Origin of the sequence: Chroococcidiopsis cubana SAG 39.79, assembly GCF_003991895.1 — a bacterium.
Lineage (GTDB): Bacteria > Cyanobacteriota > Cyanobacteriia > Cyanobacteriales > Chroococcidiopsidaceae > Chroococcidiopsis > Chroococcidiopsis thermalis.
In genome coordinates this window covers 40264-61907 of record NZ_RSCK01000004.1, presented here as the reverse complement: position 1 = coordinate 61907, position 21644 = coordinate 40264, and the positions used below count along the sequence as shown (strand labels likewise).

The 21644-nt window shown below is 44.3% G+C and carries 15 protein-coding genes and 3 pseudogenes; 10 read left to right on the top strand and 8 right to left on the bottom strand.

Translation table 11 applies throughout. The features are described from left to right. Positions 1–79 precede the first annotated feature (79 nt). From metG to lptC, 3 genes are all read left to right on the top strand, one after another. A complete protein-coding gene (metG, locus tag DSM107010_RS03960; RefSeq protein ID WP_015153514.1) occupies positions 80–1675 on the top strand; it encodes a methionine--tRNA ligase in 1596 nt (531 codons plus the stop codon). A gap of 171 nt (positions 1676–1846) precedes the next feature. Continuing rightward, positions 1847–2488 carry a LabA-like NYN domain-containing protein gene (locus DSM107010_RS03955; RefSeq protein ID WP_015153513.1) on the top strand — a complete coding sequence of 214 codons (642 nt, stop codon included), beginning with the start codon at positions 1847–1849 and terminating at the stop codon, positions 2486–2488. Between the two features lie 169 nt (positions 2489–2657). After that, positions 2658–3821 (top strand): LPS export ABC transporter periplasmic protein LptC, encoded by a 1164-nt coding sequence (gene lptC, locus DSM107010_RS03950; RefSeq protein WP_199755393.1) that lies wholly within the window; start codon positions 2658–2660, stop codon positions 3819–3821. 145 nt (positions 3822–3966) lie between these two features. Here lptC and DSM107010_RS03945 read toward each other — a convergent pair whose 3' ends face one another. The 6 genes from DSM107010_RS03945 to DSM107010_RS03920 form a co-directional block, all read right to left on the bottom strand. After that, positions 3967–5613, bottom strand: coding sequence for an iron uptake porin (locus DSM107010_RS03945; protein WP_106166811.1), 1647 nt, complete (start codon positions 5611–5613; stop codon positions 3967–3969). Between the two features lie 198 nt (positions 5614–5811). Next, the gene (locus DSM107010_RS03940) at positions 5812–6393 is read right to left on the bottom strand and encodes a Crp/Fnr family transcriptional regulator (RefSeq protein ID WP_015153510.1); all 582 of its coding nucleotides are present in this window, start codon (positions 6391–6393) and stop codon (positions 5812–5814) included. A gap of 38 nt (positions 6394–6431) precedes the next feature. Further along, a complete protein-coding gene (locus tag DSM107010_RS03935) occupies positions 6432–6893 on the bottom strand; it encodes a hypothetical protein (protein WP_127022416.1) in 462 nt (153 codons plus the stop codon). A gap of 310 nt (positions 6894–7203) precedes the next feature. Further along, positions 7204–7893 (bottom strand): phosphate signaling complex protein PhoU, encoded by a 690-nt coding sequence (phoU, locus tag DSM107010_RS03930; protein WP_015153508.1) that lies wholly within the window; start codon positions 7891–7893, stop codon positions 7204–7206. Positions 7894–8040: 147 nt separating this feature from the next. Then, complete coding sequence (locus DSM107010_RS03925) at positions 8041–9333, bottom strand: sensor histidine kinase (RefSeq protein WP_106166810.1); 1293 nt, start codon at positions 9331–9333, stop codon at positions 8041–8043. A 190-nt stretch (positions 9334–9523) separates the two neighbouring features. Continuing rightward, positions 9524–10276, bottom strand: a complete 753-nt coding sequence (locus DSM107010_RS03920; RefSeq protein WP_015153506.1) for a response regulator transcription factor — start codon at positions 10274–10276, stop codon at positions 9524–9526. Positions 10277–10625: 349 nt separating this feature from the next. On the opposite strand from DSM107010_RS03920, the pseudogene DSM107010_RS03915 reads away from it, so the two are divergent. The 3 genes and pseudogenes from DSM107010_RS03915 to DSM107010_RS03905 all read left to right on the top strand — a co-directional run bounded on the left by DSM107010_RS03915 (position 10626) and on the right by DSM107010_RS03905 (position 13206). Next, positions 10626–11605, top strand: a pseudogene (locus DSM107010_RS03915) (hypothetical protein). A 96-nt stretch (positions 11606–11701) separates the two neighbouring features. Then, positions 11702–12781, top strand: coding sequence for a hypothetical protein (locus DSM107010_RS03910; protein WP_106169313.1), 1080 nt, complete (start codon positions 11702–11704; stop codon positions 12779–12781). Positions 12782–12924: 143 nt separating this feature from the next. Beyond that, positions 12925–13206 carry a hypothetical protein gene (locus DSM107010_RS03905; RefSeq protein ID WP_106169314.1) on the top strand — a complete coding sequence of 94 codons (282 nt, stop codon included), beginning with the start codon at positions 12925–12927 and terminating at the stop codon, positions 13204–13206. Between the two features lie 419 nt (positions 13207–13625). Here the strand turns inward: DSM107010_RS03905 and DSM107010_RS03900 are convergent, their stop codons facing one another. After that, a complete protein-coding gene (locus DSM107010_RS03900) occupies positions 13626–13775 on the bottom strand; it encodes a DUF2256 domain-containing protein (protein ID WP_106169315.1) in 150 nt (49 codons plus the stop codon). A 38-nt stretch (positions 13776–13813) separates the two neighbouring features. On the opposite strand from DSM107010_RS03900, the gene DSM107010_RS03895 reads away from it, so the two are divergent. Then, on the top strand, positions 13814–14629 hold the full coding sequence (locus tag DSM107010_RS03895; protein WP_241994117.1) for an RNA methyltransferase: 816 nt from the start codon (positions 13814–13816) through the stop codon (positions 14627–14629). 360 nt (positions 14630–14989) lie between these two features. After that, a complete protein-coding gene (locus DSM107010_RS03890) occupies positions 14990–16066 on the top strand; it encodes a serine hydrolase (protein ID WP_241994116.1) in 1077 nt (358 codons plus the stop codon). Between the two features lie 94 nt (positions 16067–16160). Here the strand turns inward: DSM107010_RS03890 and DSM107010_RS03885 are convergent, their stop codons facing one another. Beyond that, the gene (locus DSM107010_RS03885; RefSeq protein ID WP_127022413.1) at positions 16161–17081 is read right to left on the bottom strand and encodes a tetratricopeptide repeat protein; all 921 of its coding nucleotides are present in this window, start codon (positions 17079–17081) and stop codon (positions 16161–16163) included. Here DSM107010_RS03885 and DSM107010_RS03880 point away from each other — a divergent pair. Together DSM107010_RS03880 and DSM107010_RS43515 are read left to right on the top strand one after the other, a co-directional pair. Beyond that, positions 17072–18355: pseudogene (locus DSM107010_RS03880) on the top strand (ShlB/FhaC/HecB family hemolysin secretion/activation protein); the annotation flags it as partial. The gene DSM107010_RS03885 and the pseudogene DSM107010_RS03880 sit on opposite strands and share 10 nt — an antisense overlap. Positions 18356–18357: 2 nt before the next feature. Next, positions 18358–21396: pseudogene (locus tag DSM107010_RS43515) on the top strand (two-partner secretion domain-containing protein). The last annotated feature ends 248 nt before the right edge of the window (positions 21397–21644 follow it).

The window sequence follows — 21644 nt, the reverse complement described above, 5'->3', positions numbered from 1 at the left end:
CATTAAAAGTAATGAAAATATATAACTACCAAGGCTGATATATGATAGAGGGAGTTTTTAAATCCTCTGCTTAAGATTCATGAATTTTGCCGATCGCAGCAAAGACACATTCGCTGTTACAACGCCACTATATTACGTCAACGACTTACCTCATATCGGCAGTGCTTATCCAACGATGGCAGCAGATGCGCTAGCTCGGTTTGAGCGATTGTTGGGTAAATCCGTACTCATGATTACAGGCACAGACGAACACGGGCAGAAAATTCAACGAGCAGCAGAAAGTCACGGGCGATCGCCTCAAGAGTATTGCGATCGAATTTCATCTAGCTTTGTCTCTTTGTGGGAGCTGTTGAACATTCAATACGACCGCTTTAGTCGGACGACAGCAACTCAACATGAAGCCATTGTCAAAGAATTTTTTGGGCGAGTTTGGGATGCAGGAGATATTTACTCCGATCGCCAGCAAGGATGGTATTGCGTTTCCTGTGAAGAATTTAAAGAGGAACGAGAATTATTAGAGGGGAATTACTGCCCGCTGCACCCAAATAAACAAGTAGAGTGGCGAGACGAACAAAATTACTTTTTTCGCTTGTCGCGCTACCAAGAACAACTAGAAGCACATTATCAAAAATATCCCGATTTCATCCAGCCAGTCAGCCGTCGCAACGAAGTGCTGAACTTTGTCAGTCAAGGCTTACAGGATTTTTCGATTTCGCGAGTGAATGTAGATTGGGGTTTTCCCGTTCCCGTCGCGCCAGAACAGACGCTCTATGTCTGGTTTGATGCATTGTTAGGATACGTGACGGCGCTGCTCGATCCTGACAGCGAAGCAACTTTGGAAAATGCTTTAGCTCAATGGTGGCCCATTAACATACACATTATCGGTAAAGATATTCTCCGCTTCCATGCTGTCTATTGGCCCGCGATGTTGATGTCTGCTGGTTTGCCGTTACCAGGGCGAGTTTTCGGACACGGCTTTTTAACCAAAGACGGGCAGAAAATGGGAAAAACGATGGGAAATACAATCGATCCCGTAGCTTTGGTTAAGCAATATGGTTCCGATGCCGTGCGCTATTACTTCCTCAAGACGATCGAGTTTGGTAAAGATGGAGACTTTAGCGAAACTCGATTCATCAATACAGTCAACGCAGATTTAGCAGATAACTTAGGTAACTTGTTAAATCGCACCCTGAGCATGGTGCGCAAGTACTGCGCTGGCAAAGTACCGAGTGTAGGAGAAGTAGCTGCCGAGCATCCTCTGAAGGCGATCGCTACCTCTTTAGGACAGGAAGTGAAACAATACTACGAAGTCCTAGCATTCGACCGCGCTTGTGAAGCGATTCTCGATCTCGTCAGAGCAAGTAATAAATTTATTGATGAGAAAGCCCCGTGGAGTCTCTACAAACAAAAGCGACAGACAGAAGTGGAGGAAGTATTGTATGCTGTGTTGGAATCAGTGAGATTAGCAGCCTATTTACTAGCCCCAATTATCCCACATACTTGCACCGAAATTTATCAGCAATTAGGATTTGCGATTGATTTTAATCACAAAGCTCAAACTTTCATTACCACTCCATTCAGTAGTCACTCAAATTGGGGGATACTGAGCGATATACAACAATTGGGGGAGCCTAGACCAGTATTTCAACGCATAGAATTGGCTCAAAAGGTTTAACTAATAAGTCAAGCTTACAGGGTCGATAGGAATTACTAAAGATTTGAGCCATCGACCCTGTTCTTTTATAGAGTCTAGTGTTAGCAGGGGCGTTTGCTAGAATCAAGACAATAAAAACTTTCAAAAATAACAATTTTTCTTTTTTTAATAAAAGCTTGAGGTATAACAATCATGTTGAGCAATAGAGATTTTGAAAATAGTTCGATCTTTACGCCAGAACAAGTTTTAGAAAATCGAGGTAAGGTAGCAATCTTTATTGATGGGTCAAATTTATTTTATGCAGCGTTACAGTTGGGAATTGAAATCGATTACACCAAGCTTTTATGTCGGCTAACGGCAGGATCGCGATTGTTGCGCTCGTTTTTCTATACAGGCGTAGACCGTACCAATGATAAACAGCAAGGGTTTCTATTATGGATGCGGCGCAATGGCTACCGCGTGATTGCTAAAGATCTAGTTCAGCTACCAGATGGTTCTAAAAAAGCTAACTTAGATGTCGAGATCGCCGTTGATATGATGGCGTTGGTTGGCGCATATGATACAGCAGTATTAGTCAGCGGTGATGGAGATTTGGCTTATGCCGTAAACGCTGTCAGCTATCGTGGGGCGCGAGTTGAGGTTGTCAGCTTGCGATCGATGACCAGTGATAGTTTGATCAATGTTAGCGATCGCTATATCGATTTGGAAACGATCAAAGAAGATATTCAAAAAACACCGCGATCCGGTTATACCTATCGTCCTCTCTCCAGCCTGGATCTTGTCGAGCAACCATCCCCCGATGGTTTAGATACGATCGAAACTTCAGACACTTAACTAGGGAGCGGAGAGCGCACGAGCGCACGAGCAGGGAAAAAGAGGACAAGGGGGACACGGGAGACAAGGGAGAAGTCAGAAGTCAGAACTAATTTTTCTCCCTCAGTTCTCGATCGCTCCCGCAGCTCTTTTCTCTCCCGACTCCCTCTTTTTTTGTCAAGATGGAGGCATGAAAAATAATATCTTTCAGCAATTTTTTATGTTTTCTCGCTGCATGGCAGCACCATTAGTAGGTGTAGTACTTGTAACGTTACTATTTGGCTGCGAGCAGCGAACTCAGACAGCAGAAACAGTTGCTCAAGCTCCCTCCTCGCCTCCTCAGCAAGTGCAGCGCGACTTAACTTTTAATGATGTGATCTTAGAGCAGTCAGATAAGCAGGGAAAATTGTTTTGGAAAGTTAAATCGAAGCAAGCAACGTATAGTAAAGATCGTAAAACCGCTCAAGTAGAAAACCCTGTTGGTCAACTGTTTCAAGACGGCAAACCCGTATACGATATTACGGCAAAAACAGGAGAGATTCAGCAGGATGGAGCAAAGTTATTGCTTAAGGGTGAAATTGTTGCTAAAGCTCCTGCATACAATTTGGTATTGCGCGGCAATGAGCTAGAGTGGCAACCAAACCAAGATTTATTAATCGTGCGCGATCGCCTGACGGGAGAACATCCCCAAATGCAAACAGTCGCTCAAGAGGCAAGAGTTAGAAGTCGAGCGGGAATTGTTGAGTTCTTGAATGGAGTCCAGGCAACTGCAAAAGAATCAAACGTGCAAATGCAGACGGAACAGCTAACTTGGCAGTTTCGCGCTCAAAAGTTGATTGGCGATCGCCCGATAAAATTCGATCGCTACCAAAATCATAAAATTACCGACCGAGGGACGGCAGGTCGTGGCGAGTACGATCTGAAAACAAACATTGCTACCTTGGCGCAAAATGCTCAAATTTCTTTACAAGAGCCACCGCTACAAGTGAATGGCAATTCGCTTAAGTGGAACGTTGACACGAAAACTGTAATTGCAGACCAACCCGTGCGCGTCGTGCAGCGCCAGCAGCAAGTCACTGTGAGTGGCGATCGCGGTAGGCTAGAAACGGAAAAACAAGTTGCCTACATGAATGGCAATGTCAAAGGTGTAGGGCAGAAGCAGCAGACTGTTACATCTGACGCGCTTACTTGGTACATTGAAACTCAGCAAATGGAAGCAACAGGTAATGTTGTTTATCAACAATTTCAGCCGCCAGCGACTCTTAAAGGACAAAAAGCCGTAGGCAAGTTGGACGCACAAAATTTTGTCGTTAGCGGGGGTAGGGTTTCGACACAATTCGTACCGCAACCGTAACAAAGGAATTATAGAGGCGCATGGCTGTGCGTCCCTACAGAGGAAACAAAAAAAGTCCGCTCCCAGCGGACTTCAAAATACATAGCTTATGTGGATAAATCCGAACTAATTTGGAATCCCCTTGCCAAGACAAGGGGATATAGCATTAGAAGCGGAATGTCGTTCTCAGCGTACCTACATAAACCGTGTCGTTGTTGTCGTTATGCTCTGGATTAAAGATGACAATGACACCAGGAGTCACATCAATGTTATCGGTGAGCGGAAAGCGATAGAGACCTTCTAAGTGATATGAAGTATCTTGGTCGCGGCGACCGCCAAAATCATTTTTAGCTGTTCTTGGTGGCTGACCGAAGACTAAACCAAGTACGCTACCTTCTTTACCTACATCTTGTAAAGCCAGGGTTGCTGCCCAGTTCCAAATATCAGCAGTTTGTGAAGGGCTGTCTTCATTGAGCGCTACCGTATAACCGCCCCAACCGCCAAGAGTGAAGCCACCCAACTTAAAGCTAGCTTGTAAGGCGTACTGGTTGGTGGATGTTGACGCACCGCTGAAGGGGTTGTTAGAAAAGACACTGCCAGTTGCGCCAGAAACGCTAATACCGTTAGTCGCCGTAATATCGCTTACGGTGGAGTTGTCGTAGGTGTGAACGTAGGTCGCACCGATCGCAATGTTATCACTAGGACGGAAGGCAATCTGTCCCAGAGCGGCATAATCACCGTTAAACAAACCAAAAGAATTTGTCGGATCGTTAGCATTCCGAGCTAGATAGCTTGCAGAAGCGCTAATTACACCTTTGGGATTTAAGTTGATAGTTAAACCAGCACCATCACCCGCACGATAAATGGGGTTGAAACGTCCGAACCGAGAAATAGCACCGCGACCGCTGCTTTCTAGTAGAGGGTTGAAGGTGAAGACGTTATCGTTGAATTCCCCATTGTCAAAGTCAACTTTAATATCAGCAATTTCGCCAAGCGGGAACTTGTAATAGAAATCGTCAATTTGAACGTCGTTACCTTCATCGCCATCGAAGCCCAGACGAGTCATATTCGTACCCGTCAGACCCGTGCCAAATGGTACAACGTTGCGAGCTTGCAGACGGGTTCTCAACTCGTCTTTTCCGGTGAAGCTGGTGTTGAAAGTCAGACGAGCGCGGTCTGCCAAAACAGTGTTGACATCGTTGTCATCACCTGTAGGTTCGCCACTTCCAGATGCAGCTAGCTCGTTACCACCGAATACGTCAGAAACGGCAACAATCACTTCCCCACTCAGTTTGGTTGTGGTAGAGAACTGATTTGCTTCTAGTTCTGCCGTCCGTGCTTCTAGAGCATCAACGCGACCGCGCAGGGTAGCTAGTTCCGCCGAAAATTCTTCCTGCAACCGCTGTAACGTTGCCAGGTCTTCTTTGTTGACCATATCGGCAGAAGCGGTGGCAATCAGTTCGTTCACGCGGTCTAAACAAGCGTTTAAACCTGCGGCAAACTCATAACGGGTCAAGGCGCGGTTGCCACGATATGTTCCATCGGGATAACCAGCAATACAACCGTAGCGCTCGACTAAAGACTGCAAGGCTTGAAAAGCCCAGTCGGTAGGCTGTACGTCAGACAGCTGAGAAACGGACGTGACTTGGGCTAGAGTTTCTGGAGCTTTCTCTTCAGATAACTGGGTAACAGATGTTTGCTGTACTTCTTCCAAAGGTAGGGGTTCAGCAGCTTGAGTCCGAGTTGCTACAAACAGGGTTGCTGTTAGTAAAATGGGACTTAGTTTGAGAGTATTCCAAATAAGTTTCGACATATATCTTCTCACTCACACCAATGCATAGTTGCTGTTGTCAACTCAAGAGAGATTTCAGCTATCGATCGCTCTTGGCTATCTATAATATTCTCACCAATTCACTCAAATTGGAACCGTGTATGCACTATCGTAAATTCACCGTAATTTCACTGCGATCGCCTCCTAGTAGACTAAATTAGAAGCGGATGAGAACCGGAATTAGACTTTTGCCTTTCCTATTGGTAAACGCAGAATAATGCGTCGTTGGTGTCTTGTTAACAGCCCTTCTTCCTCGAATTGCTGTAACATCCGCGTTACCGATACCCTAGTCGTATTTATAACTTCGGCTATTTCTTGATGGGTAACAGCAACGTCTATTAATCTTCCCAGATCGACATCGCGACCGAATTTTTGACCTAGCCAGATTAAAAACTGCCACAATCTAAGCGAAACGGGTTTGCGGTGAATAATGCTCAGCAATTCCTCTGTTTGGCAAACGTGAGACATCATTGCCTCTACAGTCAAATGCCATAACTCAGATGGAATTATAGTTGTTTCAACACTGGTCAAACACTCAATTTGGTAGGGAACGACTCGCGATAAAGGTTGACCGACTAGATCTCCTGCACCCCAGTAACCCAGAGTAATTAACGTGCCGCTTTCGCTCCAAGTAACAGTGCGCACGGCTCCGCGCTCAATCCGCCATAAAATATTTGGACGAGAGGGAATCAGGTCGTGGCGGGCAAAGAGTCGTTGGGATGACTGAGGAACAAGGCTAGGAGTTGTAGTAGAGATTGCCATAAGACGAGAGGACAAAGGGGACAGTGAGAATTCAAAATTCAAAATTGAGACAAGGGAGACAAGGGGGAGAGAAAATAGCTCTCCACTGCTTCATAGCGGTTTTCAATTGGGTAAAACAGACGATCTGTAGGGGCGCACAGCCGTGCGCCCTTACAAATGTCACGCACGCAATCGAGAATTGCTATCATCCTTCTAAAGTTAGTGAGGAAATTTCTGTGGCTTGACCCTGTTGTGTTATGCGACAGAGGGGATTTATAGCTATAGCAAAGACTGACTGTGCGATCCCAAATGGCGATCGCGTTGAGACAAATCAAAATATTATTAAGTAGTAGATCGGGTAAGATTTGCGATCGCGCTTGCCTTTGCCTAAACCATCGCCAAAACAACAATGGGAAAAACGACAGTGTGAAACTTGGCACTTCTGAAGCCATATTTTCAAGTGCAACCGCACTCGCTTTCCCTAGCAAAGACATTAGGGCATTCTGGCACTTGAGCTTCATCAGTCACATGCTCGCTCTTACCTACAACATCTCACCACTAAGCTTTATGACTAAACGTCTCTATTACTAAACTTTTATTATTACTACTTGTTAGCTAGATATTAAAACGCTTAGTTTAAGAAGTCAGTAAGTTTTCATTAAAAAGTGAATTGTCAGTTGTAAGTCGTAGGGGCGGGTTTTGACCAAAGATTTACAGTCGCAGTTGTCTATCTATTTGCGCGCACCCGCCCGTACAGAAGTCGGAAGTCAGTAAGCATCTATTCACCAGCCACCAGCCACTGGTTCCACCGCCACTAGTTACTGGTCACTGCTAAGAGCGTTGTCCGGTAACGATGTAAGCGACTCGCTGACCGACGTTGGTAGCGTGATCTGCCATCCTTTCTAAGTGGCGAATTACCAAAGCTAATAACAACCAAGGTTCTAAAACTCCTTGGATATCTCTTTCTGTTGCTAAAGTGTGATAAAGATTTTCGTATGAGTCGTCTACAACGTCGTCTAATTGCTTGACTGCTAACCCTGCTTGTGCATCTAGATCCGCTAGCGCCATCAAGCTAGCCGCTAACATAGCTTGGGCGTGGTGAGACATAATCTCGATCTGAGGGATGCATTGATGAGGGGGATAGGGAAATAGCTTAATCGCAATTTCTCCTAAGTCCTCAGCATAATCTCCAATTCTTTCTAGGTCTCGCACCAGCTGCATAAAGGCACTTAGTAAGCGCAAATCCTTTGCTACTGGTGCTTCTAAAGTTAGTAGCGCCGCACACTCAATCTCAACGTGGCGATAAAATTGATCGATTTGCTTGTCGAGCAGTGGTAGTTCCTCTGCTGCTGATAGGTTTCGGGCAAACAGTGCTTGATGACTGAGGCGAAATGAGTTTTCTACCAAAGCTCCCATGCGCAAAATATCTCGCTCTAGACGTTTGAGGCGACGCTCAAAGTGAGTGCGGCTAGGTTGGTGAGGTTGGAAAGGAACAGCATCTACGTTGAGCAATTCTGACACCGTAGTATAAAGGTAGGATTTTATTATTAGTTATAAATCTTGTTAACTGTATCTGTCACTGGCAGGAAAAGCAGATTGTGACGTAAATTACTAACTATATTCACTATATATAAGCATCTACATTTACTATTATAAGCATCTGCTCTGTCATTGAGTTGGCAACTCAATTTGCAGCCAAGCACCTTTAGTTTCAGGATGGTTCATGGCTTTTACTGTGCCACCATGTGCCGAAACAATTTGTTTGACGATCGCTAAGCCCAAACCACTACCGTGAGTTGTAAAAGGAGAAATTTTCTTTGAGTCGGGTGTTGTTTGTCTAGCTCTGGCTAGATCCCCACGATAAAGGCGTTCAAATACGTAAGGTAAATCTGTTGCTGGAAAGCCACAACCGGAGTCAATAATATTTATCTGCACGTAATTAGATTTAGTTTCTGAATTAATTAGTTCGACATTAACCCAAATCGTGCTTTGAAAAGGGCTATATTTGATACTGTTATCGAGTAAATTTAATAACACTTGCGTTAAGCGAGACTTGTCTGCCTCGATCCACAAAGTTTCTGCACCGGAATAGGATAAACGGAGCTGCTGTCGCTGTGTTAAAGGTTCTATAGTGTGGCATACGGAATCAATCAGCGATCGCAATTCCACTGGTTCGCGCTTGAGCTGACGGCTGGGATCTAACTCTAGTTGGCTTAATTCCAACCAATTTTGCACTAAACTAATCAATCTTTCCACTTCTGGTAAGAGGCGATCGACCCAAAGTTTATATGGTGGTTCGAGTTGTTGCTGTAAGTTTTCTACCACCAATAAAATTGAAGTCAATGGCGTTTTGAGTTCGTGTGCTAAATCGGAAACCCAGCGATCGCGAGTCCGCGCTAAATCGAGCAATGGCTGGCGATTTTCCAAAAATACGCCCACCTGTCCGTTTTGCAGAGGTAAGGTGGCTGCGTTCACTGTCAGCGCTCTCAATTCACTCAGCGCTGCTGCATCTGCACTCGTTCGATGAAACAACCACTCTTTAACCTGCGGCTGCTGTCTTTCTCGCGTTTGCTCGATTAACTGATCCAATTCATAGGAACGCACCCACTCCAATAGTAAGCGCACCTGTCCTGGTTCCCATTTTTGCAAGCCTAGCAATTGCTGTGCCTGTTGGTTGCACCACAACAACTGATTTTCTTCGTCTACTTGCAAGTATCCTACAGGAGCGACTTGCATCAACTGCTCCCAGGTTTGCAGTTTAGCTTGCAACTCTTCCCGTTGCTGTCGCGCCGAAACAATTTCGTGCCGCAACCGAGGGATAGCTCCCAGGGAAGTTGCCATCTCACTATCATTAGATACTGTTCGCAGTAAACGCCGCAATCTAGCTTGTAATTGGGTATACTGCCACAACCACAAGCAAATTCCTATCCCTAGTCCCAGCAAAAACGCCAGCAGTACCATCAGAAAGGTTCAGGATCAAAAGTGGGTTAACTATCACTTTAACCCTTCTTACTAGGGAGCAGGGAGCAGGGAAAAGAGAGCTGAGGGAGCGCAAGGTTGCTGAGGGAGTTGAGGGAGCAAGAGCGGTCAACTGTCTTCACGCAGTGTAGCGTCAGCGCCTACTATCAACTGTTAACCAACAACCATCAACCTATCCAAATCGATAGCCAAACCCGCGCACCGTTACCAAATATTCTGGGTGGCTGGGGTCTTTTTCGAGTTTTTCCCGCAACCAACGAATGTGAACGTCTACAGTTTTGCTGTCTCCAACAAAATCTGCTCCCCAGACTTGGTCGAGCAATTGCTCTCGCGACCAGACGCGGCGCGGATAAGTCATGAAGAGTTCTAGCAAGCGGAATTCTTTAGGGGAAAGGTTGACTTCTTGCGCTCTGACGGTTACGCGGCACTCTTGCGGATAAAGGGTGACATCTTTAAATTGTAGAATCGGGACTTGTGGTAATACGCCTATGCGCTGGCGGCGTAACAAAGCACGACACCGCGCGACTAACTCCCGCATACTAAAAGGCTTTGTCAGATAGTCGTCTGCGCCAACTTCCAAACCCAAGACGCGATCGGTTTCGCTGCCTTTGGCGCTCAAAATCAAGATTGGTACTTGATTTCCTTGGTGGCGGAGCAAGCGACAGATATCTAAACCATTGATCTGAGGCAGCATTAGATCTAAAATCACCAGATCGAAGGGAAAATCTCCGAAGGTAGGTTCGCTACTCTGAAGTAAGGTCAAAGCTGTACGTCCGTCAGCAGCAGTAGCGATCGCAAAACCTTCTGCCTCCAAAGCCATCACGAGCATTTCCCGAATCAGGTTTTCGTCTTCTACCACCAGAATGCGGCTCATGTGCCCGATTTCCACCTTGGGGGAACTGTTGGTCAATTCGCGAGTAAACATCGTTTTTATCGATCTGTTCTTGCACCATTATTATCTAATCGGAAGACATCCGAAATCCTTTCAACTGCAAATTTCTGGAAATTTAGAGAAATCCAGATCTTGACAGTCTGCATTCACTCAGATATATTTTTTACAGTACACTTGTACTATAAACAGATGGATTGCGGTTAGTGTGTAGCTTTGGGCTAATTGCTAAGCGCTATCTGCCATTTTCTACGGTCATTTCAGCAATTTTACTGCTTTGCGATCGCCTCAAGGAAGGCTAGCTTAGGATCTATATCTTAGGGTATAGCCACGAGTATTCGTTTTAACTTAAATCTCTCTTAAATTTAGTTGCAGGAGTTGCAATATGAATCGATTCGTAGCTAAAGACAGTACAGATCGTTTGTTAACATTTCAACGCATTCTGGCTGATAGAAAGGATATGTCATTAAAAATTGCTACTAAACAAGAGGAGGCGGACAAGGAAAAGAATAAACAAATTCTTCAAACTGCTGCTAGCTATACAGTAGATAACATCGTGAAAGGCTTAGCCGAACTGCAACTAGAGTTTGGCGGAATTGTTAACGGACTATCAGAGAAATTATCTAAAGAAACTTCTAAGTTAGACGAACTCAAGCGTGCTATCGAAGTAGAGACTCAAAATTTACAAGAATTACAACAAATTAGAATTGTTGCTGATACTCTGTACATTTTAAATCAAGAGCATCAAGAAAAATTAAAATTAATTGAGCAAGGCGCAACAACTCAGCAGGAAAACTTAGAAAAAGAAATAACGCAAACACGAAAAATTGGGCAGCAAGAGCAAGTAGAGTTTGAAACAAACCTACAATATCAAAATGAATTGTTAGTTAAAGAACGACAGCGAGAAGTAGAAGAGTATCAATATCGACTCGCACAGACACAAAAAATTAACGCTGATACTTACCAACTGAAAAAGCGTACACTTGAAAGAGAAATAGAAGAAGCAACGCAAGCTAAAGAAAAAGATTGGGCAGAACGGGAAAAATTTTGACCGAACAACAGTCATTGCTGGGAGAATATACAAAACAAATTGCTGCTTTCCCTACAGAATTAGAAGAAGCAGTTAAAAAAGCTAGAGAAGAAGCGATTAAAGATGTCAACCAGGATGCAAAAGTTAAAGCCGATCTATTTGAGAAAGAATGGCAAGCAGCAAAACAGAGTTACGAATTACAAGTGCAGTCTTTAGAGCAAGTTATTACTAGACAAATAGAGCAAATTGAAAACTTAACAGCGCAAATGCAAGCCGCACAGCAACAAGCTCAAGAATTAGCATTGAGAGCCTTTCAAAATGGAACTAGAGGTTAGGGGAAGAATGAAGATATAAGGGAGACAAGTCAGGAATCCTCTTTCTTCCCCTGCTCCCTGTTCGCTGATAACTAAAAACAGAAAAGGAGATTATTTATGGTAGTAAGAAAACTAAGTGAAAAGAGTACGAAAGCTGAGATCCTAGCGGCTTATGAGGAAATGTCGAAAGAAAAAACCATTCTGAAATCTCAACTCGATAAATTAGCTAAGGAAACTCTCGTAGTTCAAGCAAAACCAATATCCGAGCCAAAACTAGATATGAATCAATCTGCAACCGTGCAACAAAGAATGAATTCTATTATTGATAACTTAGGCAAAATTCAGCTAGGAGTTGGTAGTGCTGTCAGCGAATTATCAGAGCAGCTTACTACAGAAGCTTCCAAATTACAAGAGATTCGTCGTAATGTGGCAACTGAGACAGAACAATTACAAATTCTACATAGTCTAAAAAAGATCGATGACACAACTTTAGATAGCTTGATTAAGAGCTATGAAGACAATTCAAAAACTTTTAGCGAGGAGTTTAGTCAGAGACGAGAAACTTTAGAGCAGGAAGTAGAAACAAAAGTTAAGGCATGGAATAAAGAGCAAGAAGAATATAAAGTCAAGATTAAAGAACGAAATGAAGCTCAAGCAAAAACTCGTCAAAGAGAGACTGCGGAGTATAAATATAATTTAGAATTGCAGCGTAAATTAGCGGTAGAAGAATACGAACAAACTCAAAAAAATATTTATCGAGAATTAGAGGAGTTTCAGCAAACCCAAGAGAAACAATGGACGGAAAGAGAAAAAGCGATCGCGGAACGCGAAAAGCAGTTTGCAGAAGCAAAAGCTAAAGTGGAAGTCTTTCCTAAAGAAAAAGAAGCGGCACTGAAAAAGGCAACAGAAGAAGGAAAAGGCATCGCTCACTATCAGGCAAAGATTAAATCGGATTTATATGCTAAAGAAGTCGAAGGACAAAAGCGATTTTACGAACAGCGCGTCCACTCTTTAGAACAAACTATTCAAAATCAAGAAGCGCGGATTCAAAGCCTTGCTAAACAATTAGAGGCAACTTCCAAACAAGTACAAGACTTAGCTGTGAAAGCTATTGAAGGGGCAGCGAATGTAAATTCTTATCAAACGGTTAAAGAAATTGCTTTGGAGCAAGCTAAGAACGCCCAGAAAAACAAGTAAGTGCATTCTTCTACAGCTCAAGATGATTGCTCAAGTGTAAGCAACAAGTGTAAGCAACAAGCTATTATTTTAGTAAGATCGGCGCGATCGGCTACAGGTAGTGGGACATACCAGCCTAGCCTGCATGGAAGTGGAAACGACAAATGCAAGATCGACAATTTAGAGAAACTGACGAGATCTACGAAAGCTTAATGGCGCTCAGCAACCAAGCTTTAACGAGCAATCATTATGAAGCTGCTTACCATATGCTAACAGCCGCCATGCACTATGCGAGCGATCTAGGCGACGAACAGTATCTTGCAAGAGTGGAGCAGGAGGCGAAAGCGCAACGCAACTGGATTGACTCCCATACGCCGGAACACCGACTGTCCACGCAGTCAGTCAACAAGCATCATGGGAAGAACTTGTATGACATGTTGGCATGACAGGCAACAGCACAGATCGCGATCGCCAAACAAAAAAATCGAATTAATAGTCATCGGCGTTATCCTTGGCTAGGAGAGCAGTCAGGAAAATTGTTTCCAAAAGAAAAGCAAACAGAATAATTTGACTTGCTGCTTTTGGATTCGATCCTTTCTTTACAAGGAATTTGACTGGTGAGATTACTGGTTCTGGAAAAATAGCAGACTGTCTCATGCCAGTTGATGAAAAAACTATTAAATATTGACACTCGATGGTGAATCGAGGGCAGAAATCGTATTTGGTGTAAACAACATTACAAATCTCTACAATCTGAATCGGTAAGCTGTTGAAAACCCTCCGATTGCTCAACAACCGCCATCTCCTGGCGGTTTTTTATTTTCGATCGCGCGATCGCCTTGTAGAGACGTTACGTGTAACGTCTCTACACTGAAGAACGGCGACGGCGACAGCGTTCGGAACAATATTTCACATCATCCCAACAGTCTGCCCATTTTTTCCGCCAGGTGAAGGGGCGTTGACACACTGGACAAATTTTTGTTGGTAGGTCAGATTTAGATCGAGTGCGTGCCATATACAGTTGTTGAGAGAGTAACTAAATTTTACGGAATTGTGAATGAGTCTACTTCCCCCTCTTACAGTAAAAATGGGCTTGCAGCCCCCGCCTACCCCTTGGCAGCGGTAAGAATCGTGCTGGTGGAACCAGCAGGTTCGCTGAATGTGGGAGCGATCGCCCGGGTGATGAAAAATATGGGTTTGCAGCAATTGGTGTTAGTCAATCCCCAGTGCGATCCGCTGTCGCTGGAAGCACAACAAATGGCAGTCCATGCATTCGATCTCTTGCAAGCCGCCCAAGTTGTCGAAACGCTACCAGCAGCCTTGCAGGGGTGTACGAGGGCGATCGCTACGACTGCTCGTCCTCGCACCTTAGACATCCAATTAGAGCAGCCGCAAGAGGCTTTACCTTGGTTAATTTCAACCTCAGAACAAGCAACAGCCTTGATCTTTGGTCCCGAGTCGCGAGGATTGAGTAATGAGGAAATGTACTACGCTCAGCGCTTTATCCGCATTCCCTCCAACCCTGCCTATCCTTCATTGAATTTAGCTCAAGCTGTGGCGATTTGCTGTTACGAACTGGCGAAATACAGCCAACTAGGAGTCAACGATGAAAAGAGCGCGATCGCGGTTGACTACGCCTCTGTAGAAGCTTTAGAAGGGTTTTACCAACAACTTGAAGCGCTACTACTCAAAATTGGCTATCTTTACCCCCATACTGCTACTAGCCGCATGGAAAAATTTCGTCAACTATTTAACCGCACTCAGTTAGAAAATACTGAAGTATCAATGTTGCGGGGGATATTAACTCAGATGGAGTGGGCTATGAAGAATTCGGAAGCGCGGAAGTCGGAATTCGGAAGCGATCGGTGATAGCGATCGCTTATTAGTGCTTTTCTAGGCTATATTTCATCTGAAGATTTATCGCCATTACAAATTGGTTGAGATAAACTTTGACCCAATACTACTTGCTTTTACAACTCATGCAAGCAGTGTTAGGTTATTGTTCAAGTCCAGTTCGCCCTTGTTGTCTTCTGTAAGTCAATGGTATTAGAAAGCGGGTCGTCAAATTCAGGTAAGCGGTCAAACGCTGGGCATAAAAAAGGTCTAAGTAGTTCGCAGCAGCGCGAACAGGCTAAGATGCGCAATCCACGTGGGCGTTTCTCACCACAAGACGCTCGTATAGTCTCTGGGGAATCTAGAAACAGCGATAGGAAAAACCGTAGCCAAACAGTGACTTCTTCTGGAGATAATGGTAGCAGAAGAGTTACTGGCGAGACACTGCCAACACCAACTAGAAAACAGAGTAAGCAAAGACAACACCCGCAGCGTCACAATAAATTGATTGTATACGCCTTGCGGTTGTTAATTCTGGGAATTGGCATCAGCGCGATCGCGGGTACGGTGCTATCGGCTTTAGACCCTACCACACGCATCACCTCTGAAGAAATACCAATTACGGCGATGGAAGTTATGCCGCAGCTACAAGCCAGAGAAACTATTGCCCATGCTGCACCACTTCAGCCAACCCAAGAAATTACAGCACTAAAAACGCTGATGCAACAATTGGCAGCGAACAACACTCAGTTGTTTCCTGGCATGTTTTTTATCGATACCGAGACAGGCACTTATCTAAATTGGAATGGAGATACAACTTTTGCGGCTGCAAGTACGATCAAATTTCCCATCTTGGTTGCTTTTTTTCAAGATGTAGACGCGGGCAAGATTCGATTAGACGAAAAGTTAACTTTAAAAAAAGAATTAGTTGGTGGTGGTGCGGGAGGCTTTCAATACAAGCCGTTGGGTAGTCAGTTTACTGCCTTAGAAACGGCAACTCAAATGATTATTGTCAGCGATAACACGGCAACTAATTTACTCATAGAGCGTTTGGGTGGCATTGCAGCTTTGAATCAGCGGTTCAAAAACTGGGGTTTAACCGTAACAGAATTGCGGAACTTGTTACCAGACCTGGAAGGGACAAACACGACCAGTCCTAAAGATTTAGCTCAATTGATGGTAGCAGTGCAAAAAGGAGATCTAATTTCCGTCAAATCGCGCGATCGCCTACTCAATATTATGCGCCGCACGCAGACAGCTACGCTATTACCAAAAGGATTGGGACCAGGGGCGACAATTGCTCACAAAACTGGAGATATTGGTTCAATGGTAGGGGATGTCGGTTTAGTCGATCTGCTCAGCGGTAAACGCTATGTTGCCGTTGCTATGGTCAAGCGCCCCCACAATAACGTGCAAGCAAAAGAATTGATCCGGCAGGTCTCGCGTGCTGCTTACCAGGAGTTTAGTAAGTGAGCGGTAATTGGTAGTTGGTTGTTAGTGTGTCTTCAATTCCGAATTCCATTCATGTAGTGTAGCGTCAGCATTTATTCCGAATTCCGAATTCTCATCAGTCTGCTGCTAGTTTTTGAGCATTTGCTAACTGAGTTTCTAATTCTGCACGGGGAAATCCTAAATCGATCGCTTGTTGATAGGAATCCCGTGCTTCCCGATATCTTTTTAGTTCTGTTAAAGTATCTCCTCGATTCGCCCAAATAAAAGGATCTTGTGGTTGCCGTTTAATTGCTTGGTCAAAGGCTTCGAGGGCTGGCTGATGGCGTGCTATTTCTGTTAACGCGATACCTTTTCCTAGCCAAGCGGGATGAAAGTTATCTCTGAGTTGTATGGCTTGGTCAAAAGATTCGATCGCTTCTCCTTGGCGCTTTAAATGTTGCGATAGCAGCATCCCACGATTGTACCAAACCTGATAATCTTTAGGACGAATTTTACTTGCTTGATTGTATGCTATTAGCGCATCTAAATAATTGTTTTCTCCTAATAAAACTAGCGTATTAGCTTTGCCCATTAAGGCTTCATAGAAATTGACATCGATATCTATTGCTTTTTGATAAGAATCAAGCGCTTCTTGAGGACGATTTAATTTTAGTAAAACAGTTCCTCTGTCAGTCCAACTAATTATATCTCTCGGTTTTCTCGCCAGAAGATCGTCATAGGATGACAACGCTTCTTCAAAATACGGTCTGGCAGATTGCCCTCCTTTCATCTGTTCGACTGTCAAACCTATTTGCTGCCAAATACTTGGATCGCTAGGTCTAAGTTGCTTAACTTTTTCAAAAGATTCTGAAGCTTGCTGAGATTGATTTAAGCCTAGATGGACTAAACCTTTTCCACTCCAAGCTTCCACATTATTTGGATTAATTTTTAAGACTTTTGTATAAATGTCTAATGCTCGTTTATATGCATCTCCGCCTAGCTTATATAAGACTTTGCCTTTATTAACTAGGATTTTTGGGTCGTTCGAAAGCAGCAACGGTCAAAGTGCAGATTGTTGAAGGTGGACTGGAAGACATTCGCGTCACGGGGACGCGGCGACTGAATCCCAAGTATGTTCGCAGTCGATTAGCGATCGCAACTACTAAACCTTTGAACCGATTCAAACTGTTGGAAGCACTGCAACTATTGCAGCTCAACCCCCTGATTCAAAATCTGTCAGCGGAATTGTCGGCTGGTTCGCGTCCAGAAACAAGCTTGTTGGAAGTTAGGGTGACAGAAGCAGATTCTTTGCGGACGGAATTATTTGCCGATAACGGTCGCGTTCCCAGTGTGGGTAGTTTTCGGCGGGGAATCGATTTCAGGCAAGCTAACTTATTTGGGATTGGAGATGGCTTGAATTTGAAATACACCAACACTGAGGGTAGTAATGCTTTCGACCTGAGTTATACAGTACCCTTTAATCCTCGAAATGGGACGTTTACCCTAGCGAGTGGGTTTATCGATACCAATGTTGTCGAGCCGCCTTTCGACCGGATTGATATTACGGGAGACTCGTTTTACTTGGAACTGAGTTCTCGCCAACCGATTATTCAAACGCCAACGCGAGAGCTAGCATTAGGTTTAACTTTATCTCGCCAGCAGAGTCAGACCAAAATTGGTGGGGAAGAGATTCCGATTTCGCCTGGAGCCGATGAGGATGGGGAAACCAAGGTATCTGCAATTCGGTTTTTTCAGGAATATACCCAACGCAGCCCTCAACAAGTTTTTGCCCTACGTTCTCAGTTCAGTTTAGGGGTGGGGCTGTTTGATGCAACGATTAACAGCGATCCGCCCGATAGTCGATTTTTCTCTTGGCGAGGACAAGGGCAGTACGTGCGACAGTTAGCACCAGATATGTTGTTTGTCTTGCGTTCCGACCTACAATTTGCTTCTGAAACCCTCGTACCGTTGGAACAGATTGGCATTGGTGGTTTTCAGAGCGTTCGAGGCTATCGGCAAGACCAGTTGTTGACTGATAATGGCTGGTTTACTTCGGCAGAAGTGAGATTGCCAGTGCTACGAGCAAAAGATATTGAAGGAGTTTTGCAGGTTGTTCCTTTTGTTGATTTTGGTTTGGGTTGGAATGGTTCTGACAATCCCGATCCCGATCCTAATAGTTTGGTGGGTGTTGGTTTGGGTTTGCAATGGCAAATGGGCGATCGCTTGAATGCTCGTTTGGATTATGGTATTCCGCTGACGGATGTTGATTCGCGAAATCGCACTTGGCAAGACAATGGTTGGTATTTCTCGGTAAATTACAGTCCTTTTTAATTATGAAATTAGTGTGGCGATCGCTCTTTTTCTATTCGTTTTTGATTGCGAGTTTGGTTAGTTTATTTCCGCTGGCTAGCGTCAAAGCCCAGATCGAACCGGATAATACTTTAGGAACGGAAAACTCTCAAGTAGTGCCTGATATCGTTGATGGAGTCGATTTGATTAATGGTGGTGCGACTCGCGGCTCCAATCTTTTTCACAGTTTTCGCGAGTTTAATATAGATGAGGGAAGAGGAGCTTATTTTGCTAATCCTGATGGTATTGCCAACATTTTCAGTCGCGTTACAGGGGCAAATCCCTCAAATATTTTGGGTAGGTTGGGAGTATTAGGTAATGCCAATTTATTTTTGATTAATCCCAATGGAATTTTCTTCGGACGCAATGCCAGTTTGGATTTAAGGGGATCGTTTTTTGCGAGTACGGCAGATAGTTTAGTATTTGACAATAATTTTGAATTTAGTGCTAGCGATCGGGCTGCGCCACCGTTGTTGACTGTAAATATTCCCACTGGGCTACGATTTCGAGATAATCCTGGGAGTATTAACGTAACGCGGGATGTTAATACTAATCTAGTTGGACTTCAGGTAGTCCCAGGAAGAACTCTAGCACTGATAGGCGGTGACGTTACCCTTGATAGCGGATTTCTAGCAGCACCAGGAGGACGAATTGAGTTAGGGGGACTCTCAGCAACAGGAACGGTTGGAATAAATAATGACAGTAGCTTGAGTTTTCCCAATAGTGTAGCGCGAGGAGATGTATCGCTGACTAATAATGCTTTTGTCAGTGTCAATGGTGTTGGGGAAGGTAGTATCGCAGTTAATGCCCGCAACCTAGATATATTTTCAGGAAGTGGCTTATTCGCTGGAATCCTGCCAAATTAAGGGGCAATTAGCGCTCAAGCAGGGGATATTACAATTAATGCAACCAATAGAGTAAGAATTGCTGGAGAAGCCAATTCACCTTCACCTAGTACGATTCTCAACTCGGTAGGTGGGCAACTAGTAGGAGATACAGCAATCGGAAATGCAGGCAATGTCATCATCACCACAGAAATCCTTGAAGGAAGAGGCAATTTTGCGATTGGCTCCTCTACGTTTGGACAAGGAAATGCTGGTAAGGTGGTTATTACAGCCAGCGATCGCGTTTCTCTAGAAGGTTTAGCAGGACTTGGTAGGGGAATTGCTAGTGCTGTAGGACAATCTGCTAGAGGCAGTGCCAATGACATTATTATCGATACGCGCTCTCTTTCGTTATCTAACTCTGCTTTAATCACTACTTCCACTCTAGGACAAGGGAATGCCGGAAATATTCAAATCAAAGCAACTGATTCCATTTCCGTAAGTAGTAACTCAAATTTGCAGGCTATTACTTATACATCAGGAGATTCAGGTAATATCAGTATTGAAGCTGCTAATGCCGATGTCTCTTTTGATGGGCAAGGAAGTTTCGCCAGTACTTCTGTAGGCAGAGGCAACATACAAGGAGTTGAGTTTGTAGGAACTGGTCAGGGTGGTGATATTACTCTCAATGCTCGTAACCTCTTCGTGAGTGATGGCGCTAGTGTAATAACCAATACATTTGGACGAGGAAATGCAGGAAATGTGACGATTTCTGCTGGTAATCTAGTCTCTCTCGACCACAGTTTTGTTAGAAGCAATGTAGAAGTTGGAGGACAGGGTAATGGTGGAGACATCACGATTTTTACTGGGTCACTTACGGCGATTGGTGGCGGATCGATAAGTGCTAGCACCTTTGGACAGGGAAATGCAGGAAACATTAAGATTACTGCTCGCGACACCGTTTCCTTCGATGGTACGGATAGAACAGGTAATTTTCCCAGTGCTGCCTTCAGTACTGTAGAAGCAGGAGGTGTAGGCAAAGGCGGGGATATTAACATTGCCGCTAGGTCACTCTCGTTGACAAATGGCGGTTCGCTCAACACCTTCATTCGTGATGCCTCTCGCACACAGCCTGGTGGTAACGGCAACGCAGGAAATGTCAAGCTCGATATTCGAGATACTGTGACGATTGCTGGAATCAGCAACAGTGGTATCGGTAGCGGCATTTTCAGTACTGTAGAAAACGGAGCGCAGGGCAACGGTGGCAGCATTGAATTTATCGCTGGCTTGCTCACAGTGACTGATGGCGGGCAAATCAATGCTAGTACCCGTGGACGAGGAAATGCAGGAAGTATCAGACTCACTGCTGATTCTCTATCTTTGATAAATGGTGGTCAACTCAATACCAATAGCAATGTAGAGAACTATCAAGCAGGCAACATAAAATTAACTATTGCTAAAGATATCCGATTGGATAACCAAGCATTAATTGCTGCTGATACTCAAGGTGGTCAAGGTAATATCGAGCTGGAATCGCGCGATCTAATCTTACGCCGCCAAAGTAACATCACGACCAATGCCCAAGGTGATGTTACTGGAGGAAATATCACGATTAATACTGGAAATCTCGTTGCTTTGCCCAGAGAAGATAGTAACATCACTGCTAATGCTGAAGAAAGCTTTGGTGGCAGAGTAAGTATTGCTGCTGATGGTATTTTTGGCATTAGGTTTCGAGAACAACCAACTCCAGAGAGCGATATTACTGCTTCTTCCACACTAGGAACGGATTTCAGCGGTACTGTCGATCTCAATACTCCAGATGTAGATCCTAGTCGCGGGTTGATTGAATTGCCGGAAAATGTAGTCGATCCTTCGACACAAATTGCTCAGAACCCCTGCCAGCGCGGTGTAGGAAGTGAATTTACCGTGACAGGACGGGGAGGATTGCCACCTAGTCCCAACCAAACCCTCAGCAGCGATAACGTGCGAGTTGGTATAGTTTCACCTGTTCCTAGTAAAGCTAATACTGCGACAACAAATATTAACTTACCATCCGTAAATTCTAATACTCAAGAAATCGTACCTGCTCAAGGATGGGTGTTCAACAACAAAGGTGAGGTGATGCTCACAACTTACGATCCTACGAATAAAGGCGTTGAGCGTTCTAGGCAAAATCCTGCTACTTGTACGGCAAGATGATTTAAAAAGTTGAAAGTCAAAAGTCAAAATTTGGGAATTTTTCAAATTAAATATGGACAAGAAAAAGAGCTGGGCGATCGGAAATTGTAGCTATGCGGGCAAAACCCACCTGCGCGGGTTATTTAAAATTCTATTTATGCGATGTACGATTTTTTTCTTAGCCACGCCACTTTGCTCAAGTCGGGAAACCCGCCCATGCAAGTGGCTCCCCTTTTTAAGGGGGTTGGGGGATCGCAGAACTACGCTAC